We start from the raw sequence: 23,653 nt of genomic DNA on the forward strand, positions 1-23,653 counted from the left end.
CAATCGGTGGATGCCCGATCCCGCCTCTTCCGCAGACGATGCCTCCCTTGCCGCGCGCCGGCAACTGCTGATCGGACTCGCCATCGCCATCGTCGGCGCCATCCTGTTTTCCGCCAAGGCGATCGTCGCCAAGCTGATCTATCGCTACCAGGTCGATGCGGTCACGCTGATCGCCTTCCGCATGCTGTTCTCGCTGCCATTCTTCGCCGTCATGGCGGTCTGGCAGGCGCGCAAGGCGGCGTCACTCTCCGGCAAGGAGAAAGGGCAGATCGTGATACTGGGCTTGCTCGGCTATTACCTGTCGAGTTTTCTGGATTTCCTCGGCCTGCAATACATCTCGGCCGGGCTCGAGCGCCTGATCCTGTTTCTCACGCCATCCTTCGTACTGCTGTTGTCGGTGTTCCTGATGAAACGCCGGATCACGCTGGTCGAGTGGTCGGCGCTCGGCATTTCCTATCTGGGCACGGTGCTGGTGTTCGTGCACGACGTGCGTCTGGGCGGCAGTAACGTCACGCTCGGCGGACTGCTGGTGCTGGGTAGCGCAGTCTGTTACGCGGTCTATCTGCTGGCTTCGGGTGAACTGGTCAAGCGCGTCGGTTCGCTGCGCCTGGTCGCGTATGCGATGTGCGTGTCGAGCGTGGCCTGCATTGTGCAGTTCTTTCTGCTGCGTCCGCTATCCTTCCTGGTGCAGCCCCAGGCGGTCTATGGCCTGTCGCTGGTCAATGCCTTTTTCTGCACCGTGCTGCCGGTGTTCCTGACCATGATCGCGGTGCAGCGCATCGGCGCGGCGAGCGCTTCGCAGGCCGGCATGATCGGACCGGTTTCTACGCTGTTCCTCGGTGCCATGCTGCTGGACGAGCCGATCACCGGCATTCAGCTCGCCGGTACCGCGCTGGTGCTGTGCGGAATCTATCTGCTGTCGCGGAAAAAGGCGTGACGGGAAGCGGCACGTAGTACGGCAGGCAGGTACATTACGAAAAGAACAGTTGAGCACGGCACTTATCGGCATTTCGTGGTTCTATCCTTGCAACAACAGAAGAACCCGATCCTTGGAGGTGAGGCAGCATGACGAAAGCAATCAGGATTGCCGCTACCGGCGGTCCGGAAGTAATGGAGTATCTCGACGTCGATCTGCCGACGCCCGGTCCGGGCGAGGCGCGCATCCGGCAGATGGCCTGCGGCCTCAACTACATCGACGTCTATTACCGCAGCGGCCTGTATCCGCAGCCGCTGCCCGGCGGACTCGGACTCGAGGGCGCGGGCGTGGTCGAGGCGGTCGGTCCCGGCGTCACGCACATCCATGTCGGCGAGCGTGTGGCCTATGCCGGCGGCCCGCCGGGCGCCTACGCATCGGCACGCGTGCTGCCGGCGCATGTGCTGGTCAAGCTGCCGCGTTCCATCGAGTTCGACACCGCCGCCGCCATGATGCTACAGGGCATGACGGTGCAATACCTGTTCCGTCGCACCTATCGTCTGCAGGGCGGCGAGACCATCCTGTTCCACGCGGCCGCCGGCGGCGTCGGCCTGATCGCCTGCCAGTGGGCGCGTGCGCTCGGCGTCACCATGATCGGCACCGTCAGTTCCGACGAAAAGGCCGAACTGGCGAAGGCGCACGGCTGCGCGCACGTCATCAACTACCGCAAGGAAAACTTCGTCGAGCGTGTGCGCGAACTGACCGACGGCCAGGGCGTGCCGGTGGTGTATGACTCGGTCGGCAAGGAAACCTTCTTCGATTCGCTCGACTGCCTGTCGCCGCTGGGCATGATGGTCAGTTACGGCAATGCATCGGGACCGGTGCCGGCCTTCGAGCTGAAGGAGCTGTCGTCGCGCGGCTCGCTGTTCATCACGCGGCCCACGCTGTTCCATTACACGGCCAAGCGCGACGAGCTGGAACTGATGGCAGCCGAGCTGTTCGGCATGGTCGAAAGCGGCAAGATCAAGATCAGGATCCGCCAGCGCTACGAGCTCGACAATGCGCAGCAGGCGCACCGCGACCTCGAGGCGCGCCTGACGACCGGCTCGTCGATCCTGATTCCGTGAGGCGCCCATGTCCGACGACGATCGCGCGCGCAATCCGATGCAGCATCCCGAGGAATTGCCGTCCGGCGCCGACGGCCAGCCCAAATTCGGCCGCCTGCTGCTGGTACTGGCTGCCGGCGTTGGCATCGTGGTGGCGCTGACCTTCGGGTCGCTGGCGTGGTACACCTGACCTGTGGATATCTGCGTGTGATGCGCAAATAAAAAACGGCGGCCTTGCGGGCCGCCGTTTCGTTTGAATGTCTGCCGCAGTCATTCCTTGATCTCGAGCTTCACACGGCGCGGAATGCCGTTGCGACCGGGGAAATCCTCGAACGCGCTCTTGACCATGTAGGGCATTGCAAAGGCCAGCGAGCCGTTGCCGCCATCGCTATCGACGGTCACGTCGTAAAGCTTCTTGCCGTCGCGTATCTGCGTGATCTGCACATTCAGCTGGCGCTTGAAGACTTCGTAATAGGCTTCGCGGTAGCGCACCGGTGCGCCATACCAGAACGGGTCGTAGAACGGGCCGTAATAACCGCGCCAGTAGGGGCCGTAATAGGGATGACCATAGTAATAGGGCCAGTACGGATCGGCGACCGGCTCGACCACGCGCACGTCACGCGCATCGACGCGGTAATCCAGTGCCACCTTCAGGATCGCGCCGCGCGGATTCTGTGCCTCGACGAAACCGAGGCGATTCAGCTCGGCACGCACCAGGTTTTCGTAGTTCTGGTGTTCGAGGTTGTTCTGCTGGTCGGGCTTGCGGTCGAAGGCATAGACCTTGTTGGGCATGTCCGCCGGCCAGTCGTGGAAGGCGATCACGTCGCTGCGGATGAACGAGGCGCAGCCGCTCAGCAGCACGCTCGACAGCGCAATCAATATCAGTAGGGTACGGCGCATTGTTGTTCTCCTTGATCCATGCTCACAGCATAGACGTATTCGTAAAAAGAGCCGTTACATTTTGTAACTCCGCGGCAATAAAACCCTGTGACGATAAGGGTCTAGAACCGCAGCGGGTCGGCGCTGTCATATACGGTCCTGCATGCAGTCCTGCCGCGCATCCAGGTCCGTTCCAGATGTGGCGGCCACTTTCCAATTTCAATGCCATGATTGGTAAAATGGCACTTTGCTCCCGGCCCTCCTATTCTTATGCGCACCGACACTTCCCCCACCATCTACCGCAAGGATTACACGCCGCCAGCCTACTGGGTGCGCACCGTCGAGATGGGTTTCGATCTCGAGCCGTCCGCCACCCGCGTGGCGACCCGCATGACGCTCGAGCGCAACCGCGCCGGCCGCGACCGCACGCTGACGCTCTACGGCGAAGAGCTCGAACTGGTGCAGATTCGGCTCAACGGCAAGGCGCTGGGCAAGAACGCCTATGCGCTGAAGGACGGTGTGCTGCGCATCGCCGACGCGCCGGAGCGGGTCACGCTGGAGATAGAAACGCTGCTGCGGCCCGATCGGAATACATCGCTGATGGGTTTGTACGTTTCCAACGGCAATTTCTTCACGCAGTGCGAGGCCGAAGGCTTCCGCAAGATCACCTATTTCCCGGACCGGCCCGACGTCATGGCGACCTACAAGGTCATGCTGCGCGCCGACAAGAAGAAATACCCGGTGCTGCTGTCGAACGGCAACCTGATCGAACAGGGCGATCTCGGCGACGGCCGCCATTACGCGCTGTGGGAAGACCCGTTCAAGAAGCCGTCCTACCTGTTCGCGCTGGTCGCCGGTCAACTGGTGTGCCAGGAAGAGAAGATCAAGCTCAAGTCGGGCCGCGAGGCGCTGTTGCAGGTATGGGTCGAGGAAGGCAATCTCGACAAGACCCAGCACGCGATGGATTCGCTGATCAACAGCATCCGCTGGGACGAGGAGCGCTTCGGCCTCGAGCTCGATCTCGACCGCTTCATGATCGTCGCCGTCGGCGACTTCAACATGGGCGCGATGGAGAACAAGGGCCTCAACATCTTCAACACCAAGTTCGTGCTCGCCAATCCGCGCATTGCCACCGACGTCGATTACGGCAACATCGAAGCCGTGGTGGGCCACGAATACTTCCACAACTGGACCGGCAACCGCGTGACCTGCCGCGACTGGTTCCAGCTCTCGCTGAAGGAAGGCCTGACGGTTTTCCGCGACCAGGAATTCTCGGCCGACATGATCGGCACCGACAGCGGTCGCGCCGTCAAGCGCATCGACGACGTGCGTGTGCTGCGCCAGGCGCAGTTCCCGGAGGATGCGGGGCCGATGGCACATCCGGTGCGCCCCGATTCCTTCGTCGAGATCAGCAACTTCTACACGGTCACCATCTATGAGAAGGGCGCCGAGGTCGTGCGCATGTACCAGACCCTGCTGGGCCGCGACGGCTTCCGCAAGGGCATGGACCTCTATTTCGAGCGGCACGACGGGCAGGCGGTCGAATGTGACGACTTCCGCGCCGCCATGGCGGATGCCAACGGCCGCGACCTCACGCAGTTCGAACGCTGGTACAGCCAGGCCGGCACGCCGCGCGTGGTCGCCAGCGTGGCTCATGACGCCGCGGCCCGCACCTATGCGATCACCTTGCAGCAGTCGTGCCCATCGACGCCCGGACAGAAGACCAAGCAGCCTTTCCATATTCCGGTCGCGGTCGGCCTGCTGGGCCAGGACGGCAAGGACCTGCCGCTCAAGCTGCGCGGCAGCGACCTGCAGGGCACGACCGTGGTGCTGGAGCTGACCGAGGCGCAGCAGACTTTCGTCTTCGACGGCGTGGCTGACCTGCCCGTGCCTTCACTGCTGCGCAATTTCTCGGCACCAGTCGTGCTGGAATATGACTATCGCGACGACGAGCTCGCCTTCCTGATGGCGCACGACAGCGATCCCTTCAACCGCTGGGAAGCCGGCCAGCGCCTGGCGCTGCGCCGCCTGCTGGCATTGACGGCCGCGGTCCGGGCGGGCGGCGGGATGGCAGTGGATCCCGCGCTGGGCGAAAGCCTGCGCCTGACACTGACCGACGATGCGCTCGACCCGGCCTTCCGCGAGATCGCGTTGACGCTGCCGTCGGAAACGGTGATCGCCGAGCAGATGGACGTCATCGATCCGCAGGCGATCCACCAGGCGCGCCGCTTCCTGCGGCATGCGCTGGCGCAGGCCCTGCGTGCCGATCTGGTTGACGCCTACAGGAACAACCAGACGCCCGGCGCCTACAGTCCGGACGCGGTATCGGCCGGCAAGCGCGCCCTGAAGAACCTGGCACTCTCTTATATAGGCGAACTCGACGACGCCGCGGCGCACGCGCTGGCGCAGACCCAGTGCGACGGTGCCGACAACATGACCGATCGCTTCGCCGCGCTGGCCGCGCTCGCCAATGGCAGCGCACCCGGCCGGGCGGCGGCGCTGGCACGCTTCTATCAGGATTTCGAAGACGAGCCGCTGGTGATCGACAAATGGTTCAGCCTGCAGGCCTCAGCCCGCACCACTGACGTCGCTGCCGTGCGCAAGCTGATGCAGCATCCGGCGTTCTCGCTCAAGAACCCGAATCGCGCCCGCAGCCTGATCTTCAGCTTCTGCAACGGCAATCCCTCGCAGTTCCACGCGGCCGACGGTAGCGGCTACGATTTCTGGGCCGAGCAGGTGATCGCGCTGGATGCGCTCAATCCGCAGGTCGCGGCACGCCTCGCGCGCAGCCTCGACCGCTGGCGCAAGTACGCGCCGGCGCTGCGCGACCGCATGCGCAGCGCGCTCGAGCGCGTCGCTGCGGCGCCTGCGCTTTCCAAGGACACCAAGGAAGTCGTCGGCAAGTCGCTGGCGGCAGAATGAATTTCGTCAATTACGAATAAACAAACAAGGGATCTCATGAAACGCATCAGCCTTACGCAGTACTTGATCGAAGAGCAGCGCCAGCACAACAACATCCCCGAATCGCTGCGCCTGCTGACCGAGGTCGTCGGCCGCGCCTGCAAGACCATCAGCCACGCGGTCGGCAAGGGCGCGCTCGGCGAGGTGCTCGGCAGCGCCGAAAGCGAGAACGTCCAGGGCGAGGTGCAGAAGAAGCTCGACATCATCTCCAACGAGATCCTGCTCGAAGCCAACGAATGGGGCGGTCACTTGGCAGCCATGGCATCGGAAGAGATGGAAGAGATCCATCCGATCCCCAACCGCTACCCGATGGGCGAATACCTGCTGCTGTTCGATCCGCTCGACGGCTCCAGCAATATCGACGTCAACGTCTCGATCGGCACCATCTTCTCGGTATTGAAGGCACCGGCCGGCATGAAGAATCCGACCGAGGCCGATTTCCTGCAGCCCGGCAGCAAGCAGGTGCTGGCCGGCTATGCGGTCTATGGCCCGCAAACGCTGCTGGTGCTGACCACCGGCAACGGCGTGCAGGCATTTACGCTCGATCGCGAGATGGGCGCCTGGGTCATGACGCAGAAGAACATGCAGATTCCGGCTGATACCAAGGAATACGCAATCAATGCCTCGAATGCGCGCCACTGGTTTCCTCCGGTCAAGCGCTACGTGGACGAACTGCAGCAGGGCAGCACCGGCCCGCGCGACAAGGACTTCAACATGCGCTGGATCGCATCCATGGTGGCTGATGTGCATCGCATCCTCACGCGCGGCGGCATCTTCATGTATCCGGCCGATGCACGCGATCCGGACAAGCCGGGCAAGCTGCGTCTCATGTATGAGGCCAACCCGATGGCCTTCCTGGTCGAGCAGGCCGGCGGTGCCGCAACAGACGGCAAGCAGCGCATCCTCGACATCCAGCCGCAGAAGCTGCATCAGCGCGTGGCGGTCTTCCTCGGCTCCAAGAACGAGGTCGAGCGCGTTACTGGCTATCACCTTCAATAAGAGAAGCCGGGCTCTGCACGGCGCTTTTCGGAAAACTTAAAGTATTTTCTGAAAAGCGCTTGCCAAGTTTCAAAGGTGTTTGATATAGTTCGCCTCCCGTTGCGAGACGGGGGTTGAAAGAGGTGGTTTTCCGAGAGGAGGGCGGCTTTTTTCGATGGGTGGTTGGGGTTTTGGGTCAGCGGCGCTTTGAAGGAAATTTGAAGCGAATCTTTTAAAAAAGATGTTGACGAGAACCGAAACCTACCGCATAATCTCGTTTCTCTGCTGCTGACGAACACAACGCTTCGCAGCGAAGGCCGGAAGGTCTGGCAGACAGGTTCTTTAAAAACTAACAGCCGATAAGTGTGGGCGTTTGATGGAAGTGCGCGGTGCAGTTTTGCCGAAGCTCAAAACATTAAATGCTCACGAAGAATATAGGTAAGAAATTATCTGTCAGTATTTTGAGTGAGCGACGCTTCGAAAGAAGCTGGCGAAAGCCACAAAACAGAGATTGAACTGAAGAGTTTGATCCTGGCTCAGATTGAACGCTGGCGGCATGCCTTACACATGCAAGTCGAACGGCAGCACGGGAGCTTGCTCCTGGTGGCGAGTGGCGAACGGGTGAGTAATATATCGGAACGTACCCAGTAGTGGGGGATAGCCCGGCGAAAGCCGGATTAATACCGCATACGATCTACGGATGAAAGCGGGGGATCTTCGGACCTCGCGCTATTGGAGCGGCCGATATCTGATTAGCTAGTTGGTGAGGTAAGAGCTCACCAAGGCGACGATCAGTAGCTGGTCTGAGAGGACGACCAGCCACACTGGAACTGAGACACGGTCCAGACTCCTACGGGAGGCAGCAGTGGGGAATTTTGGACAATGGGGGCAACCCTGATCCAGCAATGCCGCGTGAGTGAAGAAGGCCTTCGGGTTGTAAAGCTCTTTTGTCAGGGAAGAAACGGCGAGCGCTAATATCGCTTGCTAATGACGGTACCTGAAGAATAAGCACCGGCTAACTACGTGCCAGCAGCCGCGGTAATACGTAGGGTGCGAGCGTTAATCGGAATTACTGGGCGTAAAGCGTGCGCAGGCGGTTGTGCAAGACAGATGTGAAATCCCCGGGCTTAACCTGGGAATTGCATTTGTGACTGCACGGCTAGAGTGTGTCAGAGGGGGGTAGAATTCCACGTGTAGCAGTGAAATGCGTAGAGATGTGGAGGAATACCGATGGCGAAGGCAGCCCCCTGGGATAACACTGACGCTCATGCACGAAAGCGTGGGGAGCAAACAGGATTAGATACCCTGGTAGTCCACGCCCTAAACGATGTCAACTAGTTGTCGGGTCTTAATTGACTTGGTAACGCAGCTAACGCGTGAAGTTGACCGCCTGGGGAGTACGGTCGCAAGATTAAAACTCAAAGGAATTGACGGGGACCCGCACAAGCGGTGGATGATGTGGATTAATTCGATGCAACGCGAAAAACCTTACCTACCCTTGACATGTCCGGAATCCCTGAGAGATCAGGGAGTGCTCGAAAGAGAATCGGAACACAGGTGCTGCATGGCTGTCGTCAGCTCGTGTCGTGAGATGTTGGGTTAAGTCCCGCAACGAGCGCAACCCTTGTCATTAGTTGCTACGAAAGGGCACTCTAATGAGACTGCCGGTGACAAACCGGAGGAAGGTGGGGATGACGTCAAGTCCTCATGGCCCTTATGGGTAGGGCTTCACACGTCATACAATGGTACATACAGAGGGCCGCCAACCCGCGAGGGGGAGCTAATCCCAGAAAGTGTATCGTAGTCCGGATTGCAGTCTGCAACTCGACTGCATGAAGTTGGAATCGCTAGTAATCGCGGATCAGCATGTCGCGGTGAATACGTTCCCGGGTCTTGTACACACCGCCCGTCACACCATGGGAGCGGGTTTCACCAGAAGTGGGTAGCCTAACCGCAAGGAGGGCGCTCACCACGGTGGGATTCGTGACTGGGGTGAAGTCGTAACAAGGTAGCCGTATCGGAAGGTGCGGCTGGATCACCTCCTTTCTAGAGTACGCACGAAAGTCAAGCGTTCACACTTATCGGTCTGTTGAGTAGAAGAAGAACAGTGAATGTCGGCAGTGTGCAGGCAAGCAGTGAAGTCTGTGCATGCTGGTTGGTACTGATCCGAACGGGTCTGTAGCTCAGTTGGTTAGAGCACCGTGTTGATAACGCGGGGGTCGTTGGTTCGAGCCCAACCAGACCCACCAAGAATGTGTGGTACAGGATTTGGGGGTTTAGCTCAGCTGGGAGAGCACCTGCTTTGCAAGCAGGGGGTCGTCGGTTCGATCCCGTCAACCTCCACCAAGACATCAAACCTAAGTCGATCGCGATGCGATTGGATTTAGGTTTGATCGTTTAACGATCATTGGCTGTTTTTGTTCTTTAACAATCTGGAAGAAGTAAAGATTATTGATCGATGTGATCGATGATGCGCAAGCATTGTTGGTGGCGTCGATGGGTAATGATTGTATCAACCAAGTATTACGAAGTGATCTTAAGTTTTAGAAGATTCGCTTTGGAAATACGGCAAACGCTAAACTCAAAGACTCTATGACGTCTCTGGCAACAGAGGTCAACGTTATAGGGACAAGTGAATAAGTGCACATGGTGGATGCCTTGGCGATATCAGGCGATGAAGGACGTAGTAGCTTGCGATAAGCTGCGGGGAGCTGGCAAACGAGCTTTGATCCGCAGATTTCCGAATGGGGAAACCCGGCCTTTTAGGTCATCACATACTGAATACATAGGTATGTGAAGCGAACGCGGCGAACTGAAACATCTAAGTAGCTGCAGGAAAAGAAATCAACCGAGATTCCCAAAGTAGTGGCGAGCGAAATGGGAACAGCCTGCAAGATTTAGCATTATTGATAGCAGAACGCTCTGGAAAGTGCGGCCATAGAGGGTGATAGCCCCTTATGCGAAATCAGTAGTGTGGAACTAGGCTTGCGACAAGTAGGGCGGGACACGTGAAATCCTGTCTGAACATGGGGGGACCATCCTCCAAGGCTAAATACTCGATATCGACCGATAGTGAACCAGTACCGTGAGGGAAAGGCGAAAAGAACCCCGGGAGGGGAGTGAAATAGAACCTGAAACCGTGTGCATACAAACAGTAGGAGCCTCCTTGTGGGGTGACTGCGTACCTTTTGTATAATGGGTCAGCGACTTACATTCAGTGGCAAGGTTAACCGTATAGGGAAGCCGTAGAGAAATCGAGTCCGAATAGGGCGTTCAGTCGCTGGGTGTAGACCCGAAACCAAGTGATCTACTCATGGCCAGGTTGAAGGTGCGGTAACACGCACTGGAGGACCGAACCCACTAATGTTGAAAAATTAGGGGATGAGCTGTGGGTAGGGGTGAAAGGCTAAACAAACTTGGAAATAGCTGGTTCTCTCCGAAAACTATTTAGGTAGTGCCTCAAGTATCACCATCGGGGGTAGAGCACTGTTATGGCTAGGGGGTCATCGCGACTTACCAAACCATTGCAAACTCCGAATACCGATGAGTGCGAGCTTGGGAGACAGACGTCGGGTGCTAACGTCCGGCGTCAAGAGGGAAACAACCCAGACCGCCAGCTAAGGTCCCAAAGATTGGCTAAGTGGAAAACGAAGTGGGAAGGCTAAAACAGTCAGGAGGTTGGCTTAGAAGCAGCCATCCTTTAAAGAAAGCGTAATAGCTCACTGATCGAGTCGTCCTGCGCGGAAGATGTAACGGGGCTAAGCCAGTCACCGAAGCTGCGGATATGCATTTATGCATATGGTAGGAGAGCGTTCTGTAAGCCTGCGAAGGTGTCTTGTAAAGGATGCTGGAGGTATCAGAAGTGCGAATGCTGACATGAGTAGCGATAATGGGGGTGAAAAGCCTCCACGCCGTAAGCCCAAGGTTTCCTGTTCAACGTTCATCGGAGCAGGGTGAGTCGGCCCCTAAGGCGAGGCAGAGATGCGTAGCTGATGGGAAGCAGGTTAATATTCCTGCACCGTCGTTAGATGCGATGGGGGGACGGATCGCGGAAGGTTGTCCGGGTGTTGGATGTCCCGGTTCATGTATCGAAGAAGGCTGTTAGGCAAATCCGGCAGCGCAATTCAAGGGTATGTGACGAGTGGCCTTGTGCCGCGAAGCAATTGGAAGTGGTTCCAAGAAAAGCCTCTAAGCTTCAGTCTAACGAGACCGTACCGCAAACCGACACAGGTGGGCGAGATGAGTATTCTAAGGCGCTTGAGAGAACTCGGGAGAAGGAACTCGGCAAATTGGTACCGTAACTTCGGGATAAGGTACGCCTTTGTAGTTTGACTGGCCTGCGCCAGAAGGACGAAGAGGTTGCAAAAAATTGGTGGCTGCGACTGTTTAATAAAAACACAGCACTCTGCAAACACGAAAGTGGACGTATAGGGTGTGACTCCTGCCCGGTGCTGGAAGATTAAATGATGGGGTGCAAGCTCTTGATTGAAGTCCCAGTAAACGGCGGCCGTAACTATAACGGTCCTAAGGTAGCGAAATTCCTTGTCGGGTAAGTTCCGACCTGCACGAATGGAGTAACGATGGCCACACTGTCTCCTCCCGAGACTCAGCGAAGTTGAAGTGTTTGTGATGATGCAATCTACCCGCGGCTAGACGGAAAGACCCCATGAACCTTTACTGTAGCTTTGCATTGGACTTTGAACCAATCTGTGTAGGATAGGTGGGAGGCTTTGAAGCGGGGACGCCAGTTCTCGTGGAGCCATCCTTGAAATACCACCCTGGTTTGTTTGAGGTTCTAACCTTGGTCCGTTATCCGGATCGGGGACAGTGCATGGTAGGCAGTTTGACTGGGGCGGTCTCCTCCCAAAGTGTAACGGAGGAGTTCGAAGGTACGCTAGGTACGGTCGGACATCGTGCTAATAGTGCAATGGCATAAGCGTGCTTAACTGCGAGACTGACAAGTCGAGCAGGTACGAAAGTAGGACATAGTGATCCGGTGGTTCTGTATGGAAGGGCCATCGCTCAACGGATAAAAGGTACTCTGGGGATAACAGGCTGATTCCTCCCAAGAGTTCATATCGACGGGGGAGTTTGGCACCTCGATGTCGGCTCATCACATCCTGGGGCTGTAGCCGGTCCCAAGGGTATGGCTGTTCGCCATTTAAAGTGGTACGTGAGCTGGGTTTAAAACGTCGTGAGACAGTTTGGTCCCTATCTGCCGTGGGCGTTGGAAATTTGAAGGGGGCTGCTCCTAGTACGAGAGGACCGGAGTGGACGAACCTCTGGTGTACCGGTTGTCACGCCAGTGGCATTGCCGGGTAGCTAAGTTCGGAAGAGATAACCGCTGAAAGCATCTAAGCGGGAAACTTGCCTTAAGATGAGATTTCCCGGAGCCTTGAGCTCCTTGAAGGGTCGTTCGAGACCAGGACGTTGATAGGCTGGGTGTGGAAGTGCAGTAATGCATTAAGCTAACCAGTACTAATTGCCCGTAAGGCTTGTCCCTATAACATTGACAGTTATAGTTCAGTATAGTGTTCGCCAGGTGCGACACGATCATTACCCATATTTACTTCTTCCAGATTGGGTTGTTTGCGATTCACCAGGTTCAGCGGTGACGCAGGCAGCTTTACAAGTTATGCCTGATGACCATAGCGAGTTGGTACCACCCCTTCCCATCCCGAACAGGACCGTGAAACGACTTTGCGCCGATGATAGTGCTGCAACCAGTGTGAAAGTAGGTCATCGTCAGGCTTTTATTAGAAAACCCCCATCAACATGCGTTGGTGGGGGTTTTTGCTTTGAGGCTTAAGCTTCGGGGCTTTGGGCTTTTAGATTCAAGCTTGGGGGGCGGACTCTGGCTCGGGCTTCAGGCCTCCCCATTCTTCCGCTGCGGCCCAATCTCTCACTCCTTCCTTTGGATTCTTCTTCCTCTACACACCGACGGACGCCTCGGTTTGCCTTGTGCTTCGTTTGGCCTTTCCTCCAGCTGCTCGATGAACGTACGTAGTTACCTCGCGAGTTGTCTGGGCTGGGGCAATCAGGCCCGACATCGTGCAAGACGTCTTGCAAGTGTCAGTTACTGATGTAGGCTGCTGTTCATCGGCTAATCATCGGTGGTGTTAGCGGCCGCGCAAAGGAGAATGGGCGTTACAAAAAACATTTTTGCTGCTAGAATATGCGGCTTCGCAAGATGTCTGAAGTCTTGTTCGCCGCTTTAGCTCAGTTGGTAGAGCAGTTCATTCGTAATGAAAAGGTCGCCAGTTCGAATCCGGCAAGCGGCACCAGAAAATAAAAAGGGCAGTCCATATTGGACTGCCCTTTTTTCATATCTGATGCTGCAGATTCCGGGGTACCATGCAAATCGATGGTGGCATCTTTCAAAAATGACGCGCATGGACATCAGCAAGACGGGCCTGTAATACCGATAAAAATGAGTACTTACTTTCGTGGCAGGCATTGAAAAGGAAAGCGCCATTTTATCGAAATGCAGTCTTCACAAAAAATTGAGAAATGCATTGACGCTCATTGATCGGTCGCCTATGTTGAAAGCAGGGAAAACGATGCGGACATACCGATCACCCTACGCATAACAACATGGAGGAGACAACCATGCTCAATATCATGATTCCGGTCGATGGTTCGCGCAGTGCGTTGCATGCGGTAGAGCATGTGATGCAGCAACGTGCGCTGCATGCCGAACCCGTGCGCGTCACTTTGGCAAACGTACAGCCGCGCCTGCCGCGCCATATCACACGATTTGCGACTGCAACGGCTGTCAGGCAGCTGCAGGCCGAACGAGCCGAGGCCGCAATGAAGGATGCGATGTCATTGCTGTCGAAAGCTGGTATCGATTATGAAGTGAGCGTGCGCAAGGGCGATGTCGCCGAACAACTTGCGCAAAGCGCGTTGCAAACGCAGGTGGACAAGATCGTCATGGGAACGACGAGAAAAAATGCATTGACCCGGTTCTTCCAGGGATCGATCGTCAACAAGGTCATGGCCCTGACCGATACGCCGGTGGAGGTCGTGGCACGCGGTGAAGCGAGCAGGCTCGAGCGTTTTGGCATCCCGGTAGGCATCGGGTTGACATTCCTGTGGCTGGCTGTCGAATGATTGATAGTCCGACCTTGAAGGCCGCCATGATGGCGGCCTTTTTTCATGGTCAAGTGGACATGTCCTGGAGAACGGGCTGTTCCCAATCACTCGCGCGTTGTACTGCGCGATGCCACTGCTCCAGACGGGCCTCACGCTCGCTGGCGCTCATGTCCGGTTCGAAGCGGCGTTCGATCTGCCATAGCGCGGCAACTTCATCGCGGCTTTTCCAGAAGCCGACTCCCAGTCCGGCCAGATAGGCGGCACCAAGCGCCGTGGTCTCCGTGACGACCGGACGAATCACGGCCGTGTCGAGAATGTCAGCCTGGAATTGCATCAGCAGATCGTTGCGCGCGGCACCGCCATCCACCCGCAACTCAAGCAACGGCGTGGTGGCGTCTCGCTGCATGGCTTGCATCAAATCGGCGCTCTGGTACGCAATGCTTTCGAGCGCGGCACGCGCGATATGTGCCTTGTTGGTGCCGCGCGTCATGCCGATCAGCATGCCGCGTGCATAGGGATCCCAGTAGGGCGCGCCGAGGCCGTTGAAGGCCGGGACGAGTACGATGCCCGCGCTGTCGGGTTCCGTGCGTGCCAATGCCTCGATATCGTCGGAACGCGCAATCATGCCCAGGCCATCGCGCAACCACTGGACGATGGCGCCGGCCATGAAGACGCTGCCTTCCAGCATGTAGCTGGCATCAGCTTCATGTTCACAATGCCAGCCGACGGTGGTCAGCAGGTTGTTGCGCGAGCGGGTCGGTTGCGTTCCGGTATTGAGCAGCATGAAGCAGCCGGTGCCGTATGTGTTCTTCGCCATGCCCGGCTGAAAGCAGTTCTGTCCGAATGTGGCGGCCTGCTGGTCGCCTGCGATGCCGGCAATCGGAATCGAGAGGCCGAACAGATCGGCATCGGTACCGGCCACGATGCCGCTGCTGGGCACGATTTCCGGCAGCAGGCTGTGCGGAATAGACAGCGCTTCGAGTAGTGCGTCGTCCCATCGCAGGGCATGGATGTCGAACAGCAGCGTGCGAGAAGCGTTGCTGACGTCGGTCACATGCCGACCGCACAGTTTGAAGATCAGCCAGCTGTCGATGGTGCCGAAAGCCAGTTCACCGCGCTCCGCGCGAGCACGTGCGCCGGGCACGTGTTCAAGCAGCCATTTGATCTTGGTGCCCGAAAAATAGGCGTCGAGCACCAGTCCGGTCCTGTCGCGGAACAGCGCTTCGTGCCCTGCCTGGCGCAGCTCCTCGCAGAGGCCGGCCGTGCGCCTGTCCTGCCACACGATGGCCGGGGCAATCGGTTCGCCGCTTGTGCGATCCCAGATGACGGTTGTCTCGCGCTGATTGGCGATACCGATGGCGGCGATTTCCGCGGCGTTCACCTTCTGCTCATGCATTACCTGTCGCGCGACTGCAAGCTGGCTCTGCCAGATGACGCCGGCATCGTGTTCCACCCATCCGGGATGCGGGAAGTGCTGAGGAAAATCCTGCTGGGCGGCACCGACTATCTGTCCGGCCCGATCAAACAGGATGGCGCGCGAACTCGTTGTGCCCTGGTCAAGCGCAAGGATGAAACGTTGCATCAATGTTCCTTAGCAGCGGTACAGATGCTCGGGCAGGCCGGGAACCTCGACGCGCAGTTTCAACAGATATCCCGAGTGTGGGAAACGTGCGAGTTCATCCGACGGGCGATTCTTGCTCACGGTCGTGACGTACAGCGTGCGCAGATCGTCATCGCCGAATGCCATCATGGTCGGGCAGCGTACCGGTAGCGGAACTTCCTGCAGGATCTCGCCTTGTGGTGACAGACGCAACAGGCGTCCGCCTTCGTACATGGCGCTCCAGTATGCTCCCTCGCTATCGACCGCGCCGCCGTCGGGGCGGCCGCCGTAGTGATGGGTGCGATCGGTGGAGAATTGCCGCAATATGCGCGATCCCGTTATTTCTCCATGGGCAGGATCATAGTCGTACGCAAAGATGCGGTGCGTGGTCGTGTCGCTGTGATAGAGCGTGCGCTGATCGGGACTGAAGGCGAGTCCGTTCGACACCGTGGCGCGCTTGCCGCTGTCGTGCAGAATGTCGTTCTCCACGCAATACAGCGCGGCGGCGGCATGGTCGCGCGGTTCATAGATCGTGCCGACCCAGAAACGTCCCGCCGCATCGGTGCGGCCGTCGTTGAAGCGCATCACGCTCTGGTCGTACGGCGGTTCGTCGAGCATGGTCAGCGCGCCGCTATCGGTATGCAGATGCGCAAGTCCCGAGCGCAGGGCCACCAGCAGGCCGCCTTGCGCATGCAGGGCAATGCAGCCCGGTTCGCTCGGCATGTCCCACCGGGTATGCGTGTTGTCGGATGGCGCAAGGCGATGAACGGCACATCCGTCGATATCGACCCAGTAGAGAACGGATTCGTGCGGATGCCATAGGGGGCATTCGCCAAGTTGCATGCGAACGTCGAGCGCGGGCTGGCAGTTTTCCATCGTCGGTTGCCTTTTCAAGGTGGAATGGCCATTATGCAGGCAAAATATTGCTTAACAAATGTGTTCAAGGAGTCAGAAGTGAAGCAGTCCCCAGCCCAGCCCCGCATCGCCTTTCTTGGAATCGGTCTGATGGGCAAGCCCATGGCGACCCGTCTTTTGCAGGCCGGCTATGGCGTAACCGTATGGAACCGTACGCGTGCCAAGTCGGACGAGCTGGCGCCGCTGGGCGCACGGGTTGCCGAGCAGGTGGCCGACGCCGTGCGTACTGCCGATATCGTCATCACCATGCTGGAGGCGGGCCCCATTGTTGCCCGGGTCATCGATGCCGCGTTACCGGGCTTGCGTACCGGCGCTCTGGTGATCGACATGAGTTCCACGCGCCAGTCCGAGGCGCAGGAACGTCATGCACAGCTTGCAACAGCAGGGGTGCGCTTCATCGATGCTCCGGTTTCTGGCGGCGTGGTGGGCGCGCAGGCCGGCACGCTGGCGATCATGGCGGGTGGCGAAGCGCAGGACTTTGCCGAGGCCGAGCCGGTGTTGCAGGCGATGGGGAGGCCGACGCTGGTGGGGCCGGCCGGCTGCGGCCAGGTGGCCAAGCTGTGCAATCAGTTGATTGTCGGTGGCACATTGAACATCGTCGCCGAGGCATTGCTGCTGGCGCAGGCGGGCGGTGCGGATCCTGCCGCCGTGCGCACGGCGATACGCGGCGGCTTCGCCGAAAGCCGTATTCTCGAAGTCCATGGGCAGCGCATGCTGGAGCGCAACTTCTTGCCTGGCGGACAGGTAATGAGCCAGCACAAGGATCTCGAGAACGTATTGATTGCCGCTGCCGATGCAGGTCTGCGCTTGCCATTGACGGAGCTAGTGACGAAGCACTACCAGTCGCTGATGCCGACTGCGCCGCGTGCCGACCAGTCGGCGGTGCTGCTGGCGCTCGAGCACGACAATCCAGGCTTGCGTCTGGGCGACATTCCCGATCAACTGCCCTGAACGCACCGCGCATTTGCGCTAGAATGGCTGCACGGGTAGGACAGGCTGCCCGCTCTCGCAAAAGCCGATGCACCTGTCGTGTGGTACCTGGATTCATCCACGACCTCTCCTTTTTTCTGTCGCCGCGAGAACGACAATGATGAAAGGAAACGTCATGTGGTCTACACACGCTCCCGCCATTGCCGATGGCCGCAACCCGCTCGGCAACACTCCCGATCCTCTTGTTTTTCTGCGCCGCTACGCGAGGCGATTGCTGCGCGACGTGCATGGCGACGACATGACGCGTGCCATGCCGGTGCTGCGCCGATTGATTGCGCAGCGGGTCACGCCCGAACTGCAGTTGCGCGAACTGCTTGAAATTCGCGCTTCGCTGCAGCTCAAGCACGTGTTGCACATGCTCGCGCGGGAACTCGGTTTTGCGGCGTGGGAAAAGTGCAAGCAGGAGATTGCGCATCGGCCGGACAGCCTGCTGGACGGTTATCGTCTCGAGCTCGGCATGTTCAACGATCATCAGCTCAACTGGTTTGCGGATGCCGCCACCGCGCAGGCGTGGCAGCGCGAGCATGGCGGCTATCTGGTTGCCTATGGCACGCAGATGGTCGCCGTTCTGGCCTGACTATTCATAGAGAGGCACGATCCGATCGTGCCTCTTTTTTATGCGGGTGCCAGCCAGCTTTCGGCCAGCCGGACCCAGTAGGTGGCGCCGATCGGCAGCAGGTCGTCGTTGAAGTCGTAACTGGGATTGTGCAGGTTACACGGACCCAGGCCGTGGCCGGCCATGCGGTGATCGCCCTCGCCATTGCCGATGAAGACGTAGCAGCCCGGTTTTTCCTGCAGCATGAAGGCAAAGTCTTCCGCGCCCATGGTCGGCTCGACTTGGGTATCGACGTTCTCGACGCCGACAATATCCTGCATGACCCTGGCGGCAAAGGCAGTTTCCTTGGCGTGGTTGATCAACGGCGGGTAGTTGCGCGTGAAGCGAAAATCCACGCTGGCATCGAAGGCCTGTGCCGTATGTTCGGCAATCGCGCGCATGCGTTCTTCTATCAGGTCGAGATTCTTCAGATCGAAGGTGCGCACCGTGCCGATCAGGCTGGCGTCGTCCGGAATCACGTTGGTGGCGCTGCCGGCATGAATCTGCGTGATCGACAGCACGGCGGCATCGAGCGGATTGCGGTTGCGGCTGATGATGGTCTGCCAGCTCTGTGCGATCTGTACCGCGATCATGACCGGATCGATGCCCTTGTGCGGTTGCGCGGCATGGCAGCCCTTGCCCGTTACGGTCACCTCGAACTCGTTGCTCGAGGCCATCATCGGCCCCGCCGTCACGCCGAACTGGCCGGCCTGCATGCCGGGCCAGTTGTGCATGCCGAACACGGCTTCCATCGGGAAGCGTTCGAACAGGCCATCATCCATCATTCGCTTCGCGCCGCCGCCACCTTCCTCGGCCGGCTGGAAGATCAGATAGACCGTGCCGTCGAAATGACGATGCTGCGACAGATAGCGGGCCGCACCCAGCAGCATCGCGGTATGACCGTCATGGCCGCAGGCATGCATTTTCCCTTCGTTCTGCGAAGTGTGCGGGAAGGTGTTGAGTTCCTGCATGGGCAGCGCATCCATATCAGCGCGCAGGCCAATGGCGCGATCGCTGCTGCCCTGCTTGAGAATACCGACCACGCCGGTCACGCCAAGTCCGCGCACGACCGGAATATCCCATTCACCGAGTTTGCGAGCGACCAGTTCGGCGGTGTCGTGTTCCTCGAAGCACAGTTCGGGACGTGCATGAATGGCGCGCCGGATGTCCTGCAGTTCGGCCTGGAACTGGAGTATGGGATCGATCAGTTTCATGTGTGACTCCGGATAGCGTATGCCGCCTGTCGGAAACCGCGGCAAGGCGCGTGACGACAGGCGTGAATGATCCTTTATGGTACGTCAAAAAGGAGGACGGGACATGCCGCCAGGTCCCGTTCGCAAGGCCTGACCGGCGGACTTTCTCATGCATAATGCTTGCGCTGGAGAAGTACGACCGATAGCATCTTCTCCATGAGGAATCGCTTCCCCCATGCGTGGGGACACCGATAATAATCACAGATGCGAGGTGGAGATGGACAAGGGCTGGTTGCAATCGTATCCGCAGGGCGTGCCGGCAGAGATCGACTTTACCCAATACGATTCGCTGGTGCAGCTGCTGGAAGAGGCGTTCGACAAGTACGCCGATCGCCATGCCTTCGTCTGCATGGACAAGTTCCTGAGCTATCGGGAGCTGGATCGCTATTCGCAATGTGTGGGCGCATGGCTGCAAAGCACCGGCCTGCAGAAGGGCGCGCGCGTGGCACTGATGATGCCCAATGTCCTGCAGTATCCGATCGCGCTGGCTGCGGTGCTGCGCGCCGGTTATGTGGTGGTCAACGTCAATCCGCTCTACAAGCCGCGTGAACTGCAGCATCAACTGATCGATTCCGGTGCGGAAGCCATCGTCATTCTGGAAAACTTTGCCGCCACGCTGGAGAAGATCATCGACAGCACCCAGGTCAGGCATGTGGTGGTGGCATCCATGGGCGACATGCTGGGTGGCCTGAAGGGCGGCATCGTCAATCTGGTAGTCAGGCACATCAAGAAGATGGTGCCGGCATATTCGCTGCCGCGCGCGATTGCATTCAAGGAGATTCTCAGACAGGGCGCCAGCCTGACGTTGCAAAAGCCGGTGCTGCATCGTGAAGACATCGCCTTCCTGCAATATACGGGAGGCACTACCGGCACCGCCAAGGGCGCGGTGCTCACGCATGCGAACATCATCGCCAATGTCCTGCAGAACGAGGCGTGGATCATGCCGGTGCTGCGCCGTCAGCCGCCGGACAAGGCGCTCAACTTCGTCTGCGCGCTGCCGCTCTACCATATCTTTGCATTGACGGTCTGCTGCATGACGGGTTTGCGGCTTGGTGCGATCAACGTCCTGATCCCCAATCCGCGCGACATCGCCGGCATGATCAAGGAGCTCGGCAAGTATCCGTTCAATCTTCTTCCGGCCGTCAATACGCTCTACAACGGTCTGCTCAATCATCCGGACTTCGGCAAGCTCGATTTCTCCAGCCTGCTGCTGTGCAACGGCGGCGGCATGATGGTGCAGAAAGTGGTCAGCGACCGCTGGCGCGAAGTCACCGGGGTGACCATCATCGAAGGCTATGGCCTGTCGGAGACTTCGCCGGCGGTGACCTCCAATCCGGTGGACGCCACCGAATTCTCCGGCACGATCGGCCTGCCGCTACCCTCGACGGCGATCCGCATCATTGACAATCATGACAACGACGTTTCGCCGGGGCAGCCGGGCGAGATCGCCATACGGGGGCCGCAGGTGATGGCCGGTTACTGGAACAATCCGGTGGAGACGACGTTGTCCATGACGGCCGACGGCTTCTTCAAGTCGGGCGATATCGGCATCATGGATGAGCGTGGCTACGTGCGTATCGTTGATCGCAAGAAGGACATGATCCTGGTGTCGGGCTTCAACGTCTATCCGAGCGAAATCGAGGGCGTGGTGGCGGCGCATCCGGGCGTGCTCGAATGCGCCTGCGTCGGCGTGCCCGATCCGCATACGGGCGAGGCGGTCAAGCTGTTCGTGGTGCGACGCGACCCGGCGCTGACCGAGGAAGTGCTGCTGCAATATTGCCGCGAACAGTTCACCGGCTACAAGAAGCCGCGCCACATCGAGTTTCGTGATGAGTTGCCGAAGTCGAACGTCGGCAAGATCCTGCGGCGCGAATTGCGCGACGAGGCCAGGGCTGCGTTGCAGCCGGCCGCGCCCGCAGTTCAGGCCTGATCGTCCACTGCGTCGATGAGCGGCGGCAGCGGGCGCGGACGACGCTGGTCATCGGTCGCCACGTAGGTCAGCGTGGCTTCGGTCACCTTGACGATGTCGGTTTCCAGCTGGCTGCGTTCTGCGTAGCACTCGACATTGACGGTGATGGAGGTATTGCCGACCCGGACGATGTCGGCATAGATCGACAGCAGGTCGCCGACGAACACCGGATGCTTGAAGAGAAAAGAATTGACGGCCACCGTCGCCACCCGGCCGTTGGCACGACGCGTGGCGCAGACCGCGCCTGCCAGATCCACCTGCGACATGATCCAGCCGCCGAACACGTCGCCATGCATGTTGGCATCATGCGGCATGGCGACCACGCGCATCTGGGGGATTTTTCCTGAAGGCAGGCAGGTGTGATGTTCGCTGGGCGCGTTGGACATGAGGGAGGCTCCGGTGGAAAGCGGCGCTAACCGCTACAATTCTGCTTCCGCAGCATAAACCATCCATCTCGATCCTGCCGCATGCGTCGTTCCTCTCCGTCTTCCGAACCAGCCATGCCGCCACGTGCCGGCCGCAACGACTGGGCTGCGCTGGCCACGCTGCTTCCCTATCTATGGACCTACAAATGGCGGGTTGGCGTGGCACTGCTGTGTCTGATCGCGGCCAAGATGGCGAACGTCGGTGTGCCACTGGTGCTCAAGGAACTGATCGATGGCGTCACCATTCCGGCCGGCAGCGTGCAGGCCATGCTGGTGCTGCCGGTCGGTATCCTGCTGGCGTATGGTGCGTTGCGTCTGGCGACGACTGCCTTCACCGAGTTGCGCGAATATCTGTTCGCACGCGTCACGCAACGGGCCGTACGCACGATTGCGCTCAAGGTGTTCCGCCACCTGCATGCGCTGTCGCTGCGCTTTCATCTGAATCGCCAGACCGGTGGCATGACGCGCGATATCGAACGCGGTACGCGCGGCATTTCGTCGCTGGTGTCCTATACGCTGTTCAGCATTCTGCCAACGCTGGTGGAGATCGTACTGGTGCTGGTCTATCTGGCGCTGCACTACGATATCTGGTTCACGCTGATCACCGGTGGCGCCTTGCTGTGCTATATCGTTTTCACCGTGGTGGTGACCGAGTGGCGCACGCATTTCCGGCGCACCATGAACGATCTCGAATCGAAGGCCAGCACGCGCGCCATCGATTCGCTGATCAATTACGAGACGGTCAAATACTTCGGTAACGAGGAGGTGGAAGCGCGGCGTTACGACGAAGGCCTGCAGCGCTACGAGCGCGCCGCCGTCAAGTCGCAGACCTCGCTGTCGCTGCTCAATACCGGCCAGTCGGCCATCATCGCCGTCGCCGTCACGCTGATCCTGTGGCGTGCCACGCAGGGCGTGATCGATGGCAGCATGTCGCTGGGCGACCTGGTGCTGGTCAATGCCTTCATGATCCAGCTCTACATCCCGCTCAATTTCCTTGGCGTGATCTACCGCGAGATCAAGCAGAGCATGGCCGACATGGAACGCCTGTTCTCGCTGCTCGAGGAAAACCGCGAGATTGCCGATGCGCCGGATGCCGTGCCGCTGCAGATACGTGGCGCCGAGGTACATTTCTCGCATGTGGATTTCGCTTACGAAGCGAACCGGAAAATCCTGCTCGATGTGGATTTCACGATTGCGGCCGGTACCACGACGGCAGTGGTCGGACACAGCGGCGCCGGTAAATCGACCTTGTCGAGACTGTTGTTCCGCTTCTATGACGTGAGCGCCGGCGCGGTCCTGATCGACGGCCAGGATATTCGCCATGTCACGCAGCATTCGCTGCGGCAGGCCATTGGCATCGTGCCGCAGGACACGGTGCTGTTCAACGACACCATCGAGTACAACATTGCCTATGGGCGGCCGGGCGCGCAGCGTGCCGATGTGGTTGCGGCGGCAAAGTCGGCCTATATTCACGATTTCATCGAATCGCTGCCGGATGGCTATGACACCATGGTTGGTGAACGCGGCCTCAAGCTGTCGGGTGGCGAAAAGCAGCGGGTCGCGATTGCGCGCACCCTGCTCAAGCATCCGGCCATCCTGATCTTCGATGAGGCAACGTCGGCACTGGATACGCATGCGGAACAGGCTATCCAGTCGCAGCTCAAGGAGATCGCGCGCGACCGCACCACGTTGGTGATTGCGCACCGGCTGTCAACGATTGCAGATGCTGCGCAGATTCTGGTCATGGATCAGGGGCGCATCGTCGAGCGCGGCACGCATGCCGCCTTGCTGAATGCCAATGGGCTGTATGCGCAGATGTGGCAGCGCCAACAGATGCAACGTCATGTCGTGCAGGAAGAGGAGCCGGGTTCGGGCGAGTTGTTTGCCGCGCTGGCGGATTCACCGGATTCTGCGTTACGCTAGAGTCCATCCGATCGCCGGAACCGCGAATGCAAAACCAGGGCTCCATGCAGG

At 59.0% G+C, this 23,653-nt stretch carries 15 protein-coding genes, 3 tRNA genes and 3 rRNA genes; 16 read left to right on the forward strand and 5 right to left on the reverse strand.

What is annotated here, in order from left to right; genetic code table 11:
• Positions 1-10 precede the first annotated feature (10 nt).
• The 3 genes from IEV38_RS12520 (at position 11) to IEV38_RS12530 (ending at position 2,209) form a co-directional block, all read left to right on the forward strand.
• Positions 11-937: a DMT family transporter gene (locus IEV38_RS12520; RefSeq protein WP_188396584.1), complete on the forward strand. Its 927-nt coding sequence runs from the start codon at positions 11-13 to the stop codon at positions 935-937.
• A 128-nt stretch (positions 938-1,065) separates the two neighbouring features.
• Positions 1,066-2,040, forward strand: coding sequence for a quinone oxidoreductase family protein (locus IEV38_RS12525; RefSeq protein WP_188396586.1), 975 nt, complete (start codon positions 1,066-1,068; stop codon positions 2,038-2,040).
• 7 nt (positions 2,041-2,047) lie between these two features.
• Positions 2,048-2,209: a hypothetical protein gene (locus IEV38_RS12530; protein WP_188396588.1), complete on the forward strand. Its 162-nt coding sequence runs from the start codon at positions 2,048-2,050 to the stop codon at positions 2,207-2,209.
• An 80-nt stretch (positions 2,210-2,289) separates the two neighbouring features.
• On the opposite strand, the gene IEV38_RS12535 is transcribed toward IEV38_RS12530, so the two are convergent.
• A complete protein-coding gene (locus tag IEV38_RS12535) occupies positions 2,290-2,919 on the reverse strand; it encodes a DUF4136 domain-containing protein (RefSeq protein ID WP_188396589.1) in 630 nt (209 codons plus the stop codon).
• A 249-nt stretch (positions 2,920-3,168) separates the two neighbouring features.
• Here IEV38_RS12535 and pepN point away from each other — a divergent pair, with 249 nt between their 5' ends.
• From pepN to IEV38_RS12580, 9 genes are all read left to right on the forward strand, one after another.
• A complete protein-coding gene (gene pepN, locus IEV38_RS12540) occupies positions 3,169-5,820 on the forward strand; it encodes an aminopeptidase N (RefSeq protein ID WP_188396591.1) in 2,652 nt (883 codons plus the stop codon).
• 36 nt (positions 5,821-5,856) lie between these two features.
• Positions 5,857-6,858 carry a class 1 fructose-bisphosphatase gene (locus IEV38_RS12545; protein WP_188396593.1) on the forward strand — a complete coding sequence of 334 codons (1,002 nt, stop codon included), beginning with the start codon at positions 5,857-5,859 and terminating at the stop codon, positions 6,856-6,858.
• A gap of 492 nt (positions 6,859-7,350) precedes the next feature.
• Positions 7,351-8,883 (forward strand): 16S ribosomal RNA (locus tag IEV38_RS12550).
• 126 nt (positions 8,884-9,009) lie between these two features.
• Positions 9,010-9,086, forward strand: a tRNA-Ile gene (locus tag IEV38_RS12555).
• A gap of 21 nt (positions 9,087-9,107) precedes the next feature.
• Positions 9,108-9,183 (forward strand) — tRNA-Ala (locus IEV38_RS12560).
• Positions 9,184-9,463: 280 nt separating this feature from the next.
• Positions 9,464-12,340, forward strand: a 23S ribosomal RNA gene (locus IEV38_RS12565).
• 135 nt (positions 12,341-12,475) lie between these two features.
• Positions 12,476-12,588, forward strand: a 5S ribosomal RNA gene (gene rrf / locus IEV38_RS12570).
• Together the 16S, 23S and 5S rRNA genes with 3 tRNA genes alongside form the textbook arrangement of a ribosomal RNA operon.
• 457 nt (positions 12,589-13,045) lie before the next feature.
• Positions 13,046-13,121 (forward strand) — tRNA-Thr (locus tag IEV38_RS12575).
• Between the two features lie 325 nt (positions 13,122-13,446).
• On the forward strand, positions 13,447-13,950 hold the full coding sequence (locus IEV38_RS12580; protein ID WP_188396594.1) for a universal stress protein: 504 nt from the start codon (positions 13,447-13,449) through the stop codon (positions 13,948-13,950).
• Positions 13,951-13,999: 49 nt separating this feature from the next.
• Here IEV38_RS12580 and glpK read toward each other — a convergent pair whose 3' ends face one another.
• Positions 14,000-15,514 carry a glycerol kinase GlpK gene (gene glpK, locus IEV38_RS12585; protein WP_188396595.1) on the reverse strand — a complete coding sequence of 505 codons (1,515 nt, stop codon included), beginning with the start codon at positions 15,512-15,514 and terminating at the stop codon, positions 14,000-14,002.
• Positions 15,515-15,523: 9 nt separating this feature from the next.
• The gene (locus IEV38_RS12590; protein WP_188396596.1) at positions 15,524-16,408 is read right to left on the reverse strand and encodes an SMP-30/gluconolactonase/LRE family protein; all 885 of its coding nucleotides are present in this window, start codon (positions 16,406-16,408) and stop codon (positions 15,524-15,526) included.
• Between the two features lie 78 nt (positions 16,409-16,486).
• Between IEV38_RS12590 and IEV38_RS12595 the strand changes: the two genes are divergently transcribed.
• Together IEV38_RS12595 and IEV38_RS12600 are read left to right on the forward strand one after the other, a co-directional pair.
• Positions 16,487-17,398 carry an NAD(P)-dependent oxidoreductase gene (locus IEV38_RS12595; protein WP_268234729.1) on the forward strand — a complete coding sequence of 304 codons (912 nt, stop codon included), beginning with the start codon at positions 16,487-16,489 and terminating at the stop codon, positions 17,396-17,398.
• Between the two features lie 154 nt (positions 17,399-17,552).
• A complete protein-coding gene (locus IEV38_RS12600; protein ID WP_229729036.1) occupies positions 17,553-18,014 on the forward strand; it encodes a hypothetical protein in 462 nt (153 codons plus the stop codon).
• 38 nt (positions 18,015-18,052) lie between these two features.
• On the opposite strand, the gene IEV38_RS12605 is transcribed toward IEV38_RS12600, so the two are convergent.
• A complete protein-coding gene (locus IEV38_RS12605; protein WP_188396597.1) occupies positions 18,053-19,246 on the reverse strand; it encodes a M20 aminoacylase family protein in 1,194 nt (397 codons plus the stop codon).
• A 256-nt stretch (positions 19,247-19,502) separates the two neighbouring features.
• On the opposite strand from IEV38_RS12605, the gene IEV38_RS12610 reads away from it, so the two are divergent.
• The gene (locus IEV38_RS12610) at positions 19,503-21,215 is read left to right on the forward strand and encodes a long-chain-fatty-acid--CoA ligase (protein WP_188397031.1); all 1,713 of its coding nucleotides are present in this window, start codon (positions 19,503-19,505) and stop codon (positions 21,213-21,215) included.
• Here the strand turns inward: IEV38_RS12610 and IEV38_RS12615 are convergent.
• Entirely contained in the window at positions 21,206-21,640 is a 435-nt protein-coding gene (locus IEV38_RS12615) for an acyl-CoA thioesterase (protein WP_188396598.1), read from the reverse strand. The two genes, IEV38_RS12610 and IEV38_RS12615, sit on opposite strands and share 10 nt — an antisense overlap.
• A gap of 81 nt (positions 21,641-21,721) precedes the next feature.
• Between IEV38_RS12615 and IEV38_RS12620 the strand changes: the two genes are divergently transcribed.
• Complete coding sequence (locus IEV38_RS12620) at positions 21,722-23,602, forward strand: ABCB family ABC transporter ATP-binding protein/permease (protein ID WP_188396600.1); 1,881 nt, start codon at positions 21,722-21,724, stop codon at positions 23,600-23,602.
• Positions 23,603-23,653: the final 51 nt, after the last annotated feature.

This window comes from Oxalicibacterium flavum, assembly GCF_014635065.1.
GTDB classification, from domain to species: Bacteria; Pseudomonadota; Gammaproteobacteria; order Burkholderiales; family Burkholderiaceae_D; genus Oxalicibacterium; species Oxalicibacterium flavum.